Below are 15055 nucleotides of genomic sequence, written 5' to 3' on the forward strand. Positions count from 1 at the left end.
TGCATAACTATAGCAGGCAACCGCTGCTGAAAAGTACACCCAATGTTCCAAAAAGGTTTTGCTGTTTATGTGGATGCCTTCCGGGGGCTGTCCAAAGAGATATGGCTCCTTTCCAGCGTAATGCTCATCAACCGGGCCGGCACGATGGTCCTTCCTTTCCTTTCTGTTTATCTTACACAAGACGTAGGCTTCAGCCTGTCCCAGGCGGGCTGGATCATGAGCTGCTTTGGCGGAGGCTCCATTCTTGGCGCTTATGCGGGTGGCAAACTTGTAGACCGGATTGGGTTCTACGAGACGCAGTTTTGGTCGTTATTCCTGAGCGGGTTTATCTTCATTGCGCTGGGGCAGGTGAAAGGCTTCTACGGGCTTTGCGCGATGGTATTCCTGGCCAGTACGGTAGCAGATGCTTTCCGCCCGGCCAACTTCGCGGCTGTAGCCGCTTACAGCCACAGCGCCAACCGGACCCGGGCAGTAGCCCTGCTCCGTCTCGCTATCAATCTGGGCTGGGCTGTAGGGCCCGCCGTAGGTGGTATGGTCGCTATTGCCTACGGGTACGAATGGCTGTTTTGGGTGGACGGGCTGACCTGCATAGCTGCCGCTCTCTTTTTCCGGGCTGCTCTACCTAAGCGCTTCCTGGAAACCGATGAGGAGGAAGAAACCGAAACAGGCATTTTTCAGGGCAAAGCCCACCACGATAAGCGATATTTATTTTTCCTGCTGCTGGCTTTGCTCAATGCGATTGCCTTTATGCAATTGTTTTCTACCCTTCCGGTCTATTTTAAGCAGGAAGTCCTGCTCGACGAGGGGCAGATTGGCCGGCTGATGGCCATGAATGGCTTGGTGATCGCCCTAATTGAGATGCCCCTGATCTATGTGCTGGAGCGCCGCTTCAGTGCTACACAGATCATCACACTTGGCACCTTTATGATCGGTCTGACTTACCTGTTATTCAGTGGTCTGGGCACGGCGGCATGGGTCGCCCTTGCTGCCATGCTGATGCTGACTTTCGGGGAAATTCTGAGCCTGCCCTTCATCGCTACCATGGCTATGGGCTTTACCAATAAACGCAACCGGGGGGCTTACATGGGCCTGTTTTCGGTCACCTACTCCCTTTCGCACGTTATAGCACCCAATCTGGGGCTGCAACTGGTAGCCTGGGCAGGTTTCGGAACGCTCTGGTATGTGCTTTTCGCAGCAAGCGCTGTAGCTGCCGGTGGGTTTTGGCTACTGCGCCGGCGGGAACAGTTGCAAATAGCCTGAACATCGAAGGGCCACTCTCGTTATATCATTGAAAATTAGTAAACTAAAGAAGAGAAAATGACTAACGAAACTAAGAATTGGCCAGACCTCGCGATTGGATTGTTTGAACGCCTAACTGGCAGAAACGCAGAAATTTCTTATCAGTTTGAGGGTTTCGAACTTCACGTGCCCAGCAGTACCGCTGATGATGCAGAGCATGCACAGTGGAAAATGAACGGTACGCTGAAAATCACAACTACTGAGAAATAAGATATCCCTACACTGAACCCTGTGCATTGCTCTCCCCCGAGAGCAATGCCTGTTTTTAGACCTATCGCGATGAATATTTCCACCTATCTTTCCCAGCTGTCCATTGAAGGGCAACTCAATCTGGAGTCGCCCCATGGTGAAGCACGTTTTACTGCTTCCCGGCCCGATAATCAGATTCGCCTTCACTTTGAGAACGCCCCGACTTTCCGGCACTTCCTTTCTTCTGTCCGGCCTCATATCCAACCTGCCGAAGCAGGTAAATTACTGGAGTCTTTGAAGCAGATGCCTCAGGACATATCCGTGACCCTTGGCCGTAGGGAAATACTGAGTCGTCGACCCGATGGGCAGCTCAGCATTAATTACCGTACTACCGGATGGCAGTGGCTTCGTTGGCGGTTATCGCGTATGTTTTGATATGCAGGTCCGGTTCTTTGAAATTCCCGCTAAAGTGTTGATTTTTGCAGGCTAAACAAAAGTTGGCAATGATCGGCACAGATATTAATCACGCGGTGGCTTTGTTGAAAGCAGGGCAATTGGTTGCTATTCCTACCGAAACGGTGTATGGCCTTGCCGGCAATGCACTTGACCTTTCCGCTGTCTCTCAAATTTTTAAAGTTAAGAACCGTCCGAGTTTTGACCCGCTGATCATCCACTTGCCTGCTTTCTCTGCTGTCTCCCCTTATGTAAAAGCTATACCTGAAGCCGCGGCCGTACTGGCTGCTGCTTTTATGCCCGGCCCTCTAACACTACTCCTGGAAAAATCAGAACAAGTGCCCGATATAGTCACCGCCGGATCTGCGCTGGTGGCAGTGCGCATACCGGCCCACCCCATGGCACAGCAGTTGCTTTCAAGGCTCGACTTCCCACTCTCAGCACCAAGTGCCAACCCTTTTGGGTACATCAGCCCAACTACGGCAGCACATGTCGATGAGCAACTCGGTCCACAAATACCTTATATTCTGGATGGCGGGCCCTGCGAGATAGGCCTGGAAAGTACCATCGTAGGGTTCCCAGCAGGGAAGCCCACAGTCTACCGTAAAGGCGGCATCGCTGTAGAAGCCCTGGAAGGTGTGGCTGGCCCGGTTGAGGTCAGAGCTCATTCTTCATCCAACCCACAGGCACCTGGAATGCTAAAAAGCCATTATGCCCCGCGCACGCCCATGGTTTTGGGCAACCCTGAAGACTTCATCGCAAAATATCGGGTTGAAGAGATAGGCTGCATCCGGTTTCAAGAGGCATTTCATGGCGTGCCCAAAGCACAGCAGTTAATTCTATCCCCCTCAGGGGACGATCAGGAAGCCGCCCGGAGGTTGTTTGCAGGGATGCGGCAGCTCGATAGTCAACCCTTGTCCGTTATCGTAGCTGAGCTGCTCCCGGAAGAAGGGCTTGGGCGGGCCATCAATGACCGGTTGCGGCGGGCCGCCGCGCGTTAACCTGAAGTTACTGCGTCTTTGCACCACTGCATTGCCGTTTGGAAATCCCCTGCTACTTTATAGGGCACCGGCTGCTTTTGTAGCGCAAAAATACCCTTAAGCGCAGTCCGGATGATGGAGTTTGGAATGTGGTAAGCTGTGCCCTGGCAGTGTTTTTTCATCAGGCTTTCATTCGCCTTCAGCCATTCGGCCTGCATCTTTTGGAATTTAAATCCCGGCAATACAGCATTTTGTGCATCAAAAAGATAGGCAAAGGGCAACGCCCGGTCATAAGCTTCGTATAAATCATTGAGGTACTGCCGGAAATTCTCTTCCGTTGCCTGGCTTCCTGTGAAGGCAACCACCACAACCGGGAAGGCATCGAAGTCAAAAGTAGCGTAAAGGTCCATTCCGAATTTTGATTACATAAAGTTTAAAAAATCCGGAATGCCCCGGATAGATCAATGAAATTAGTATATTTAAATGCCAATTGCCGCCAAATGTTTTTCTCCAAACTCAACTAAACACCAAAACGATGTTGAATTTTTATTCTGCCAGCAACGGGCAGGTTAATTCTAAAAAGGCCATTCAGCAGTGCCTTACTGCTGCGTTAGGTGAAGCGCCGCCCAGCACTTTTCGGGATAAAATGCTGATCGTGGTTCATAGTACCATTGGGCACGACTTTGATGAAATCATAGCTGGTGCCCGCGAAGTTTGCCCGCAGGCAGAGCTCGTAGGTTGTACCTGTGCGGGCGTAATTGGCAAGGAAGGCGCCAATGAAAGTATGCGTGCACTGGGAGTGATGGCAATCGTACCCGGCGAAGCACAGGAATACCATGTGACGAGCTGCGACAACATCCGCGGGCACAACTCCTATGAAGAAGCCCGAAAAATGGCACTGGAACTGAAAACAACAGGAGCGGATATCAATATGATACAATTTCTCGCCTCTGGTATTGATATTGCTGCCGACCGTGCCATTGAAGGCATTGAGTCTGTATTCGGAGAGAACATTCCCATTTTTGGCGGCACCAGCTCTGATAATATGCGCGCTATTAGCTCCTACCAGTTTGCTGATGGTAAGGTATTGGAACGGGGAGCGATCATGATTGGCTATTCTGACCCCACATTGACAGTGGAAATGGGCGTGCACCACGGCAGCGTACCCATTGGGCAACCTTTTTCGGTGACCCGGTCAGAAGGCAACCGGGTTATCGAGATAGAAGGAGAGGCAGCGTGGCCTTATCTGATGAGCAAGCTTGACTTCCCGGCGGATACTCACCCCGGGCCCTGTATCCCGGTAGCGGGTATGGCAGAACTACTGCCTGAAGACTTTCGGGAACCTTATGATAATAATCATATCCTGCGGGTTATCGTGAAAGTAGATGAAGACGGTAGTTTTTATATGCCGGTAGATTGCCCCCAGGGCACCCGCCTTTGGATAGTGGAAAGAGACGAAGAACTGATTTTTGGCGGACTGGACCGAATGATGAAGCGCCTAACGGCCCAAATTGGCAACCGGGAAGTGGCTGCGGTTTTCCACACGGACTGTGCAGCGCGCGGCCGGGCCATGTTTGACGCAATCGTCAAGGATGAGATTATCGAGAATATGCAGCAGCCCCTTACTAAGGGCACGCCCCTACCCTGGCTGGGCATGTATGGGTTTGGGGAATTCACCCGGTTAAAAGCCAAAAACCTTTTTCACAACTATACGACTTCAATTTATGCACTGATCAGACGATAGGCTTATGGACCCCGTTGACTCCTCAGACCAGGATAAGCTCAGCTATGAAGAACTGAGCCGGCTCTGCGCAGAATTGCAAGACCGGGTCACCCGTGGTATCAGCACGCAGCAGCAGCTGATCTCTATCAAGAACGAGCTTGATGAGGAACTCAACCGGTTCAAAATCATACAGGATTTTAGTAAAGAAGGCCTTTTCCAGGATTCTATAGAAGGCTTTGCCACAGTGGCAACGGAGTATTTCATACAAGCTTTTCAGCAGCCCCACTGCTTATTTGCTGAATGCCGGGAGGATGGACAACTTCAGGTCATTGGGCAATTTGGGTTCAACAATACGGTGATTCCCTGCGTATTGCCATTACTGTCCAAAGACCTGCCTGAGCGTGCAGGTTTTTTGTTGGGCGAGCACCCGTCTTTTAAAACCAAACTGGCTTTTCTGCAATTGGAGGACGCCCTCGTAGCTCCTATGTACCGCCCCGACAACTCCTTCTACGGTCTCGTCGTTGCTGGTCAGCAGAAAGCCGATCAGCGGTTTTATGACCCCATCAACCCGAAAGACCGGCACGCCTTCACCGTAATGGCTACTAAGGCCAGCTACCTGATGTATAATTTCCGGACCAATGAGCTGCTCAAACAGGAAATCAGGGAGCGCCGCCGCATGGAGCAGATGCTCGAAGCCAAAGCCAATGATTTGCTGCGCTCCAATGCGGAGTTGGAACAGTTTGCCTATGTGGTCTCCCACGACCTGAAAGCACCACTGCGCAATGTGCAGGGCTTTGCTGATCTACTTCGGCGCGATCAGTCTGGCATCAGCCCGGCCAGCCGCGAGTACATCGAAATGATTTGGGAAGAGGTCAAAAGATTTAGTGATATCATAGATGCGCTGCTTCGATATGCACGGGTGTCGACCTCCTCTGTACAGGACATGAAAGAGGTGGACTTTCAACAATTGGTTTACAAAATTGAAGGGCAACTGTCTTTGACCCTTCAGCAGCGTAAAGCTCAGCTTCAATACCAAAACCTGCCCACCATTCAGGCCAATTACCGGCAAATGCAACAGTTGCTCCAGAACCTGATCATCAATGCCATCAAATTCACCCCGGAAGGCCGTATGCCATTCATCCATCTGGAAGCAGAGCCTACACAAAATGGGTACCGGTTTGCCGTTAAGGATAACGGGATCGGGCTCAGGCCAGCAGACCAGAAACGCATTTTTGGTTTATTCCAGCGGGCCGACCGGGAGCAGCAGTTTGAAGGCAACGGGCTGGGTCTGAGTATTTGCAAGAAGATCGTGGAGCAGCACAAAGGCAAGATTTGGGTGGAATCCGTTGGCCCTGGTGAAGGGAGCACGTTCTTTTTTACCTTGCCGTACAGGCAGTCCGAGGAATAATCGTTTTCTCGCTACTTACGCTTCATTTTGGTTTTATGCTGATTCGCCAGCGCTTTACGGCCCTTGGCGGCAAAAAGGTGGACTGGGGCATGACCACTCCTTAGCTTTAAGGCAAAATCATTGTTTATGCCTCACTACAATTTGCACACCGTCCTTGGTGCTTCCGGCGCAGTTGGCCGGGCCGTTGTCGATGAGCTGCTCGGCCGGGGGCTTCCGGCACGTGCCGTCAGCCGCTCCATATATAAATCGGGAATAGCCACAGTGCCCGCAGATTTATTGCAGGTGGAAGACGCCCATCGGGCCATCCGCGGGTCTTCCCACGTCTATTTGTGCGTAGGGCTGCCCTATGCTGCATTGGTTTGGAGACGGGACTGGCCGCTGTTGATGCGCAACGTCATCAATGCCTGTGCGGCAAACGATGCCCGGCTCATCTTCCTGGACAACGTGTACATGTATGGCCCGGCTCCACTTCAGCAACCCTTTGACGAATCCCATCCTCAACAGCCGGAAAGCGAGAAAGGCAAAGCCAGGAAGGCTACCCTCGACTTGCTGAAAAGCGCTATGGACAAGGGAACGGTACAGGCCGTTATTGGGCGGGCGGCCGACTTTTACGGGCCTTACGCCACCAACAGCATGCTTTATGTTTCCTTCCTGGAGCACATGCTGAAGGGCAAGGCGCCGCAGTTACTCTTTCCACCCGACATTCCTCATACGTATTCAGATACAGTAGATATTGGCCGGGCGCTGGTTGCCCTGGCTCTGGCGGAAGACACCTACGGGCAGACCTGGCACCTGCCGGTAAACCCGCCCATTACCATGCAGGAGGCCACAACTATTTTCAACCAGCTTCTTGGCACTGCTTTCAAAGCCCGCATGCTACCATTCTGGCTGCAACGCCTGACCGGCTTGTTCATCCCGCCCCTGCGCGAAGTGCGGGAGATGGGCTATCAGTTCCGCTACCCCTATGTGATGTCCGACCGGAAATTTCGGGAGCGGTTCCCGGGTTTTGAAGTGACGGGGTACGAGGAGGGACTGGGAAGGATGGTGCAGAACTTTGGCACGCCAAAAACTTTACACCGCAGCATTGCAAAGCAGGAAACCGGTTGATCCTGATAGCAAAAAGCGCTGAGCAGTAGACATTTAACCGAAAAATGGTTATTTTTATAAGAAACCCTACTGCTATGCGCGACCTCTTACTTACTACCTTGACCATCGCAGCCCTGTTTACCGTCAGCTGCACACCGGAAGATTCCGCATTAATGGAGCCTGGCAAGACCGTCCTTACTGGAACTGTAGTGCCCTATGGCCCCGCTAGTGATGTGGAAGCACTTGTAGTGTCTTACGATGACCTGAACTCCGGGGAGGCGGTCCGGCACCGGTGCCCTATTGACAGCATGGGGCGATTTCGGCTGGAGTTGGAGTTACCACATACCATTGAAGCTTTCATTGGAGCCCGGGAGTACCACCATGTCTTATTGATTCCTAACGAACATATAGAGTTGGTTTACCGTGGCGAGGATGGGTTAGGGGTCAGCGGCAGTGCAATCACGGAGGAATTGCATCAGCAATTGCACGCATATCTGGAAGCAGATTTGGACGATGGTCCCAATTATGTGTATACCAAAGAGATGGAAACCATGGAAATCGACTCCTTTCTGGCGGCATTGCAGACCATCCGCGCGCGGCGAACAGCCTTTCTTGAGGCCTACCATGATGCGCATGAACTACACCCTTTTTTATATCAGTGGGCACAAAACGATATATACTTCAAGTACCTGAGGCAGAAGCTGAACTATCGGTTGTTTAAACCTTTGAGCCAGGATATACAGCCCTCTACCGTGGCATTCCCACCCCAATACGCAGCAGACGTAGACCGTTTTAAATACCATCCCAGCTATGAGGCCAATTTATATTACCGCCGCTTCCTGAATGTATACTACCATTACTTTCTAGCGGAGACCCAATATCAACTACACGAATTCGAAAATATTAGGGGCGATGCAAAGGTGATCAAACGGGCTATGCTCGAAGCTGCCTTTGCAACCGAAAACCGAACCCTGCGCGAAGCCCTGCTAATCCGGTCTCTGTATAGCCTGGCAGAGTCTACACAACTAACAGATGCTGACCGGTGGGCACTATACGAAGAATACAAAGCGCATATTACCCACGAGGGCCTCCTCAAAGATTTGGAAGCGCTCTACGAGCCTTATACCAACCCGGAAATCGCGCCCACCAATAACGATGCCCAAAGTATAGACCTAGCCTCCGAAGACCTGAAGCAGCTGCTGCAGCCCTACCAGGAAAAGTACATCTATCTGGTCAGCTGGGGCACCTGGTGCAGCCCCTGTATGCGGGAAATACCGCACTACAATGCCTTTCTGGCCAAAATGGATACCAGCCGGGTGCAACCGCTGTTCCTCGCCTCCCGGTCGCCGGAGCCGAGGTGGAGGTCCGTCATCGAAGCGCATAACCTGAGTGGAGCGCACCACTTGCTCACCGCCCGTCAGACCGAACAGCTTTGCGGAGAACTGAAGCTATGCGGCTATCCCAGCCACGCCCTCATCCCACCGGGTTCAACAGAATTGGAAGTCGTGGGTGGCCCCATAGACTATGACCTCAGTGTCAATGAAGCGCTGCTGCAAAAAATGGGGGGACTGGGGCTGCTTGTGAATACAGACAAGTAGCAGCGTACGCCCCGGTTGCGCTACACCACAAAGTTTAGAAAGTTGTCCTGGTCTACCGTGTCGTAGGTGGCTTGGTGGTAGGTTTCCCAACTTTTTGGAAATTACGTGATTTGGTAAAGTTGACTTTAAGAAATAACGCGATTTCTTAAAATACATTCCCCTTTCCTAACCTGAGAGCGCAAACTGCAAGTAACTGTTGCAAGGCCTTGCAGGGCTAATTTAAAGCTACTCATTTAAAACAACCCTCCATTTTATCGCCCTCTAAAACATCACCAAATAAATTAAACTCTATTTTAAACAGGAATAACCCTCTAAAAATCACACCCCTAAACACCTGACAAACAATAACTAAAGCAACAAAAAAAGAGAAGCAACAAAAAAGTGAAAAATTATTTGTTTAAAAACTTGACAAATAAAAACATTTCGTGCATTTTTGTATACGTAATCAGATACGTAGCATATGGACCTGCCCATTTACATCAGCAAAAAAGGAACGAAAGTAGTAGCCGCTACTGAATTGCATCAGGCGCTGCAGCTCACCGACCACCACTACGCGACCAATGTGAAGCGGTGGATTACGGACATCTACGAGTTCCGGGATGACATCCGCCGGCCTGAGAAGCTTCGTGACTTCGCCAACCGGAAGATCAAGGGCAATCCAATTTTAAAGGATTATTACCTGACCGTAGAGCTGGCCAAGCTCATTTGCCTGTCGTCCAAAAGCAAGGTGAAGCTGAAGTATGCCAAACTGTTATCGCATACTGAATCGGAAGAAGCGCAAGCCAATACAGCCCGCCTCAATGAAGAAGATGTGATGAAGGTTTTGGAACTGACCAAGGCGATGAGCATGGTGTCCTGTCAGGAAGCGGCAGAAAAGAGCCACCTTAAAGTATACGAGGCCCGCAACGGCGGTCAGACCGCCAACTGGTGGAAATACCGTGCTGAGGTCCTGGGCTATTCTGCGACCGGACTGAGGCGCAAACTAATGGCGATGGGCAAACCCGCTCAGGGCAAAACACAACGGCAAATGCTGTTGCAACTTGATGCTTATGAGCTAATCCGTACCGCTGTTATTGATCAGTTCATGGCGATGGGCAAAACCAAAACATTTGCCTGTAGCATGGGCGATTTGGCGAAGCGTTTTGCCAAAGAGCTGCGCATTGAAGTACAGGACGACCGCGAGGGCATGGCTTCGCTTTTTGCCCCTCGTGCTAATGACCGCCTCGTGCGGGAAATCCGAAGCTTCGAACCCAAGGTGTCTGCTATGACTGCCTGATTGTGACAGTGATGATCACAAAGTTATCTTTAAAGCGGAAACACACCCTTAGCTATAAGCAATTCTCCCGACGCAGATGAGCGTTGTGAAGCACTATAAACAATTTGTTCGTTTGTTTGACCCATTTTAATCTTAGTCAAATCAATACCATTACCGCTGCTGATTTTTAAGTTGCTGGCTATTTCGTGCAGAGCATATCCAAAAGGGGGGTTATAACCCGGCACGAGTCCACCCGGCTGTTCCAAAAAATTAGCGGTTAGATGCCCCACCTCCGTTCCCATTGAGGTGGGGTGTTTTTTTATACGGTAGTCTCCTCTACGCCCTCAATCAACACCTGCAAAATTTGCGAGGCCGCTTTGGCAATCTTTGTTCCAGGCCCGAAAACGCCCACAACTCCCTGATCGTACAAATACTGATAGTCCTGAGCGGGGATGACACCACCTACCACCACCATAATATCTTCGCGCCCAATGGCCTCCAAGGCTTTGATAGTAGCCGGAACAAGCGTTTTGTGGCCGGCAGCCAGAGAAGAGATGCCCAGAATATGCACATCGTTTTCTGCAGCCTGACGCGCCGCTTCTTCCGGGGTCTGGAAGAGCGGACCAATATCGACATCAAAGCCCAGGTCAGCAAAGCTTGTCGCAATCACCTTGGCACCACGATCGTGCCCGTCCTGCCCCAGCTTGGCTACCATAATACGAGGACGGCGGCCCTCCAGTGCTGCAAAACGGTCCGCCAGCTCATGTGCCATTTTGAATTCCTGATCGGTTTTAATTTCACTGGAGTACACTCCGGATATTGACTTGGTCTGTGCTACAAAACGGCCGAAGTGGCGCTCCATCGCATCCGAAATTTCACCAAGGGTAGCCCGGACTCTTGCTGCATCTACCGCTTTATCCAGAAGGTTGCCCTCCCCGGTGCGGGCGCACTCGTATATGGCCTCCAGTGCTTTTTGAACCGCTTCCTCATTACGGTTAGCTTTCACCTCATTGATACGGCGGATTTGGGATTCCCGCACAGCCGTATTATCCACTTCCAGGATATCAATGGGGTCTTCCGTATCCAGGCGGAACACATTGACGCCTACAATCTGATCTTTTCCACTGTCAATGCGAGCCTGTTTTCGGGCAGCCGCTTCTTCGATACGGAGTTTAGGCAGGCCATCTTCAATCGCTTTAGCCATGCCGCCCAGTTCTTCAACCTCCTCGATCAGTTTCCAGGCGCGGTTGACCAACTCATTGGTCAGGTACTCCACGTAGTGAGAGCCGGCCCAGGGATCGACCGCTTTGGTAATATCCGATTCTTTCTGGAGGTAGATCTGTGTATCGCGGGCAATCTTGGCAGAGAAATCCGTGGGCAGCGCAATCGCTTCGTCCAGGCTGTTGGTGTGCAGGGACTGTGTGCCGCCCAGCGTAGCCGCCAGCGCCTCGATGGCTGTACGCCCGACGTTGTTGAAAGGATCCTGTTCGGTAAGGCTCCAACCGGAAGTCTGACTGTGCGTACGCAGCGCCATGGACTTGGGGTTCTCCGGATTGAACTGCTTCACAATTTTAGCCCAAAGCATACGGCCAGCCCGCATCTTGGCAATTTCCATAAAGTGGTTCATGCCAATGCCCCAGAAAAAGGACAGGCGGGGCGCAAAGTCGTCAATCTTCAAACCGGCTTGCAAACCGGCGCGGATGTACTGCAGCCCGTCGCCCAGGGTATAAGCCAGTTCGATATCAGCCGTAGCCCCGGCTTCGTGCATGTGGTACCCACTGATACTAATCGAGTTGAAGCGTGGCATATGCTTAGCCGTGTACTCGAAGATATCCGCAATAATCCGCATAGATGGCAGCGGCGGATAAATGTAAGTGTTCCGTACCATGAACTCCTTGAGAATGTCGTTCTGAATGGTGCCGCTAAGTTGCTCCGGCTTCACTCCTTGCTCCTCGGCTGCGATGATGTAGAAGGCCATGACCGGGATCACCGCCCCGTTCATCGTCATGGACACCGACATTTTGTCCAGTGGTATCTGATCGAAGAGGACTTTCATATCCTCTACAGAATCGATGGCCACGCCTGCTTTGCCCACATCGCCACTTACGCGCTCGTGGTCAGAATCATAACCCCGGTGGGTGGCCAGGTCAAAAGCGACCGACAAGCCTTTTTGTCCCTGCTCCAGGTTTCGGCGGTAGAAGGCGTTGCTCTCCTCTGCAGTAGAAAAGCCAGCGTATTGCCGAATCGTCCACGGGCGAACGGCATACATGGAACTATATGGCCCCCTGAGGTAGGGCGGCAATCCGGCAGCGTAAGCCAAATGCTTTAGGTCTTTGGAAAAATCAGGGGTGACCGAAGGAGGCACTCCAATTTTCTCAGGGGTTTCCCAGGCTTCTCCCTCAGGGATCTGATCGGTGAGCAGGTCAAAGTCTAGTTCGAGCTTGCTATAATCCGGGCGTGGCATAATAGATGGCTTTTGATACGGCTCCAAATATAAGAAACAGCCGATTAGGACTCGAATGATAATTGTCAGGCCATGTCAAACAAATCCTCAAAAACACTGAATTAAAGATTTACGGTAGCTACCTTTTCCTGAAAGTTCTGCCTGGAGCGCGGATGCTAAACAAATAGTTGTATATCGAAGAGGATCGCAGGTATATCTTCACCGATTTGTTATACAAAACTGTATGGAACAGTTGCATGCTTTCTTAAAAAGACATATTTTTGTTTAGAAGACTTAAAAATCCTACTCCAAGCGGGACGATCCGTAGTTCACTGCGCATTATCCTAAACGTAATTTGAGTACGTCGCCGGTAGGTTGCTTCTTCAAAAGAGGTCTTTAGTATCACGCTGAAGACCTCTTTTTTAACCCCCGGGAACCAAAGATAAATGGACTACGATGCCTACTTCGACGAGAGCGGAGACCTCGGCTGGATTTTGGATAGAAGGTTCAGGAAAGGAGGGTCAAGTCAGTTCTTTACTATTGCCTACCTAATCATACCAAATGAACAAAATAAGCACATCAACAGGTTCGTCACCAAATTCAATAAAGAGAGGGGCTCAGAAAAAGAATATAAAGGGTCTGACTTTTCAAACAAAAGAGCCAGGTCAATGGCCAGGGATATTTCGAATATGCTCAAAAGGCATCCAAATATTATAATAGGAGCGATAACTGCCAAAAAATCTAAGACCCCCGATTGCATCAAGGAAGAAAATAGCGAAAACATCCTGTACAACTACATGGCAAAGGAAGCCCTTTGTTCTAATCTCATCGCCCTAAAGAAGGTTAATGTTATTCCTGATAAAAGAAGTGTCCCAAGAGAAAGTTTTAATAGTTACCCGGATCTTTTGAAAACGGAGTTATGGTTCAATCGTAGCTCAACAGTGAGAATAAGCTACCAGCCGGAAGAAAGCCACAACAACAAAAGGCTAATTTTTATTGATTGGATCGCAAATTTCATTTGGAGAAAGTACGAAGACGAAGTAGAAGAGCCATTCCAGATTTTATCTCAAAGTATTGAGGTAAAGGAATTATTCTTTTAGGATGTCGACTTGAAATCTCATTGCCAGCGATTAACTCGTTTTACTTTGTATTGCCCGCGCTGGCACACTGCAGTCGAATCAAAAAAAGAGCAGGGCCCAAACTTCAGGCCACTGCTCTGTCGAAAAACTACCAGTAATTCTTATTTTTTCATATGGTCAGACAGCCTGAATACAACTGGAACGATAAACTGCACATCAACAGCCCGACTCCCTGACCTTCCGGAAATGACCCATTGAATCCCCTGTTGGCGCATGGATTGCACAATACGCAACGCCTCCTCTCCCAGCCCGCCGCCAGGATCACGCACAATAGTTTCACTGCTCACTGTTCCGTCTTTTTCCACGATGAACCGGATTTTAGCTGTGCCTTCTATGCCAAGGCGGACGGCTTCTTCCGGGTACTGAATGTTTGATTGCAGGTAGGCATTCAATTGCTCCTTTGCACATTTTTCCCGGTCACTCCGGTCTGCCAGATCCTCACAGCCTGGAAAGCGGGGCATATTTGGCACCCATTTGAATATTTCACTGCAACGGATTATCGGCGGCGGGGGTGGCGGCGGGGGTGGTGGTGTCAAAAGCTTTGGGTTGCTCAAACAGGCCTGCTCAAAGATTTCCAAAGGCACAAAAAGGAATACCTCTGTGTCCACAACCTGTCCGCTGCGTTCACCCGGCGTCCACCTTATAGAAGTATCGCGAGCCATTTGCCGGAGAAGCAACCGAACAGCCCGACCGTATTCTGGCCCAATCGTCCGGACCACCTCTGCTTCCGGCTCCATCTGCCCATCTGCGCGGATGATAAAGCGGGCGGTAACGCCAGGATACTGAGGCGAAAAGCCTTTCTCTTGCGAAGGGCAGCGCAAATGGGCTCCCAAGTACTCCTGAATTCGGGACAGGGTGCATTCGCTGACGCCCCCCTTTACAGTGTTCTCATTGCAAGCTGCTAACTGAGGCACAGCATATGGAGCCACCTGCCTCTGACCAGGCATTCCAGCGCCTCTGAAAGTGAGCATCACAACTACAGAATCTTCTTTGCTCTTGTTTGCCAGATTGTTCTGTGACGCCCTCAATCTTAAAAAATGATACCCCCGGAGAGGTATATTGTAGGTCACCCGATGAGCCCTGCCAAACGATTTGAATGGCACCCAGCGCATTTTCTCAGCCTTATTGACGACTTTCAATAAAGCACTTAAAGCAGCATCCGCGAAGGAGGGCCCCAACCGGTCTATGGCAATCCGGGCGTTTTCCATATAGCCCTCAGCAGTAATTTCAAATTGCAAAACTATATAAGCTTTAGGGTTGAGGCGATCTGTTATTTCCGGGCTTACAAGATTGCCTAATAAAGCATCCCAAAACAACGATTCTGTGCAACTCCGGCGTTGCCCCTTGTCTCCTGCACATGCCGCAAGGTAAGGGGGTTCATCGCCGTTAAGCCAGATAGATTCTTCCTTAGCGGCACCTTCTTCCGCCTGCCCCCAAGCTAAAAGCGGCCCTAAAAGCAAAAACAAAAGTATCCGGTGCATT

At 50.8% G+C, this 15055-nt stretch carries 14 protein-coding genes; 10 read left to right on the forward strand and 4 right to left on the reverse strand.

Annotated elements, in window-relative coordinates; translation table 11 throughout:
* The first annotated feature begins 42 nt into the window (after window positions 1-42).
* The 4 genes from ACO08I_RS14305 (at window position 43) to ACO08I_RS14320 (ending at window position 2942) form a co-directional block, all read left to right on the forward strand.
* Window positions 43-1260 carry an MFS transporter gene (locus tag ACO08I_RS14305; protein WP_282781406.1) on the forward strand — a complete coding sequence of 406 codons (1218 nt, stop codon included), beginning with the start codon at window positions 43-45 and terminating at the stop codon, window positions 1258-1260.
* Between the two features lie 57 nt (window positions 1261-1317).
* Entirely contained in the window at window positions 1318-1509 is a 192-nt protein-coding gene (locus ACO08I_RS14310) for a hypothetical protein (RefSeq protein ID WP_282781407.1), read from the forward strand.
* A 69-nt stretch (window positions 1510-1578) separates the two neighbouring features.
* The gene (locus ACO08I_RS14315) at window positions 1579-1923 is read left to right on the forward strand and encodes a hypothetical protein (protein ID WP_282781408.1); all 345 of its coding nucleotides are present in this window, start codon (window positions 1579-1581) and stop codon (window positions 1921-1923) included.
* Between the two features lie 62 nt (window positions 1924-1985).
* Window positions 1986-2942, forward strand: coding sequence for an L-threonylcarbamoyladenylate synthase (locus ACO08I_RS14320; RefSeq protein ID WP_345894650.1), 957 nt, complete (start codon window positions 1986-1988; stop codon window positions 2940-2942).
* Here the strand turns inward: ACO08I_RS14320 and ACO08I_RS14325 are convergent.
* Window positions 2939-3331: a hypothetical protein gene (locus tag ACO08I_RS14325; RefSeq protein WP_282781410.1), complete on the reverse strand. Its 393-nt coding sequence runs from the start codon at window positions 3329-3331 to the stop codon at window positions 2939-2941. The genes ACO08I_RS14320 and ACO08I_RS14325 overlap by 4 nt on opposite strands.
* Window positions 3332-3456: 125 nt before the next feature.
* On the opposite strand from ACO08I_RS14325, the gene ACO08I_RS14330 reads away from it, so the two are divergent.
* From ACO08I_RS14330 to ACO08I_RS14350, 5 genes are all read left to right on the forward strand, one after another.
* Window positions 3457-4665, forward strand: a complete 1209-nt coding sequence (locus ACO08I_RS14330; RefSeq protein WP_282781411.1) for an FIST signal transduction protein — start codon at window positions 3457-3459, stop codon at window positions 4663-4665.
* A 4-nt stretch (window positions 4666-4669) separates the two neighbouring features.
* Window positions 4670-6052, forward strand: a complete 1383-nt coding sequence (locus tag ACO08I_RS14335; RefSeq protein WP_282781412.1) for a sensor histidine kinase — start codon at window positions 4670-4672, stop codon at window positions 6050-6052.
* Window positions 6053-6178: 126 nt separating this feature from the next.
* Window positions 6179-7159: an NAD-dependent epimerase/dehydratase family protein gene (locus tag ACO08I_RS14340; protein WP_421949657.1), complete on the forward strand. Its 981-nt coding sequence runs from the start codon at window positions 6179-6181 to the stop codon at window positions 7157-7159.
* Between the two features lie 74 nt (window positions 7160-7233).
* On the forward strand, window positions 7234-8736 hold the full coding sequence (locus ACO08I_RS14345; RefSeq protein ID WP_421949658.1) for a TlpA family protein disulfide reductase: 1503 nt from the start codon (window positions 7234-7236) through the stop codon (window positions 8734-8736).
* A gap of 460 nt (window positions 8737-9196) precedes the next feature.
* Window positions 9197-10012 (forward strand): hypothetical protein, encoded by an 816-nt coding sequence (locus ACO08I_RS14350; RefSeq protein WP_282781416.1) that lies wholly within the window; start codon window positions 9197-9199, stop codon window positions 10010-10012.
* A gap of 29 nt (window positions 10013-10041) precedes the next feature.
* Here the strand turns inward: ACO08I_RS14350 and ACO08I_RS14355 are convergent, their stop codons facing one another.
* Both ACO08I_RS14355 and scpA read right to left on the reverse strand, forming a co-directional pair.
* Window positions 10042-10293 (reverse strand): hypothetical protein, encoded by a 252-nt coding sequence (locus ACO08I_RS14355; RefSeq protein WP_421949659.1) that lies wholly within the window; start codon window positions 10291-10293, stop codon window positions 10042-10044.
* 17 nt (window positions 10294-10310) lie between these two features.
* Window positions 10311-12455 carry a methylmalonyl-CoA mutase gene (gene scpA / locus ACO08I_RS14360; RefSeq protein WP_421949660.1) on the reverse strand — a complete coding sequence of 715 codons (2145 nt, stop codon included), beginning with the start codon at window positions 12453-12455 and terminating at the stop codon, window positions 10311-10313.
* A gap of 425 nt (window positions 12456-12880) precedes the next feature.
* On the opposite strand from scpA, the gene ACO08I_RS14365 reads away from it, so the two are divergent.
* A complete protein-coding gene (locus ACO08I_RS14365) occupies window positions 12881-13534 on the forward strand; it encodes a DUF3800 domain-containing protein (protein ID WP_282781421.1) in 654 nt (217 codons plus the stop codon).
* A gap of 140 nt (window positions 13535-13674) precedes the next feature.
* On the opposite strand, the gene ACO08I_RS14370 is transcribed toward ACO08I_RS14365, so the two are convergent.
* A complete protein-coding gene (locus ACO08I_RS14370; protein WP_421949661.1) occupies window positions 13675-15054 on the reverse strand; it encodes an energy transducer TonB in 1380 nt (459 codons plus the stop codon).
* Window position 15055: the final 1 nt, after the last annotated feature.

The organism is Phaeodactylibacter xiamenensis (assembly GCF_965229835.1).
Taxonomy (GTDB): domain Bacteria; phylum Bacteroidota; class Bacteroidia; order Chitinophagales; family Saprospiraceae; genus Phaeodactylibacter; species Phaeodactylibacter xiamenensis.

Bases quoted from the DNA above. Each gene is read 5' to 3' on its own strand.
- ACO08I_RS14310 (WP_282781407.1), top strand. From the start codon at position 1,318: ATGACTAACGAAACTAAGAATTGGCCAGACCTCGCGATTGGATTGTTT.
- ACO08I_RS14340 (WP_421949657.1), top strand. From the start codon at position 6,179: ATGCCTCACTACAATTTGCACACCGTCCTTGGTGCTTCCGGCGCAGTT.
- ACO08I_RS14330 (WP_282781411.1), top strand. From the start codon at position 3,457: ATGTTGAATTTTTATTCTGCCAGCAACGGGCAGGTTAATTCTAAAAAG.
- ACO08I_RS14315 (WP_282781408.1), top strand. From the start codon at position 1,579: ATGAATATTTCCACCTATCTTTCCCAGCTGTCCATTGAAGGGCAACTC.
- scpA (WP_421949660.1), bottom strand. From the start codon at position 12,455: ATGCCACGCCCGGATTATAGCAAGCTCGAACTAGACTTTGACCTGCTC.
- ACO08I_RS14365 (WP_282781421.1), top strand. From the start codon at position 12,881: ATGGACTACGATGCCTACTTCGACGAGAGCGGAGACCTCGGCTGGATT.
- ACO08I_RS14345 (WP_421949658.1), top strand. From the start codon at position 7,234: ATGCGCGACCTCTTACTTACTACCTTGACCATCGCAGCCCTGTTTACC.
- ACO08I_RS14370 (WP_421949661.1), bottom strand. From the start codon at position 15,054: ATGCACCGGATACTTTTGTTTTTGCTTTTAGGGCCGCTTTTAGCTTGG.
- ACO08I_RS14355 (WP_421949659.1), bottom strand. From the start codon at position 10,293: ATGGGAACGGAGGTGGGGCATCTAACCGCTAATTTTTTGGAACAGCCG.
- ACO08I_RS14335 (WP_282781412.1), top strand. From the start codon at position 4,670: ATGGACCCCGTTGACTCCTCAGACCAGGATAAGCTCAGCTATGAAGAA.
- ACO08I_RS14350 (WP_282781416.1), top strand. From the start codon at position 9,197: ATGGACCTGCCCATTTACATCAGCAAAAAAGGAACGAAAGTAGTAGCC.
- ACO08I_RS14325 (WP_282781410.1), bottom strand. From the start codon at position 3,331: ATGGACCTTTACGCTACTTTTGACTTCGATGCCTTCCCGGTTGTGGTG.
- ACO08I_RS14305 (WP_282781406.1), top strand. From the start codon at position 43: ATGTTCCAAAAAGGTTTTGCTGTTTATGTGGATGCCTTCCGGGGGCTG.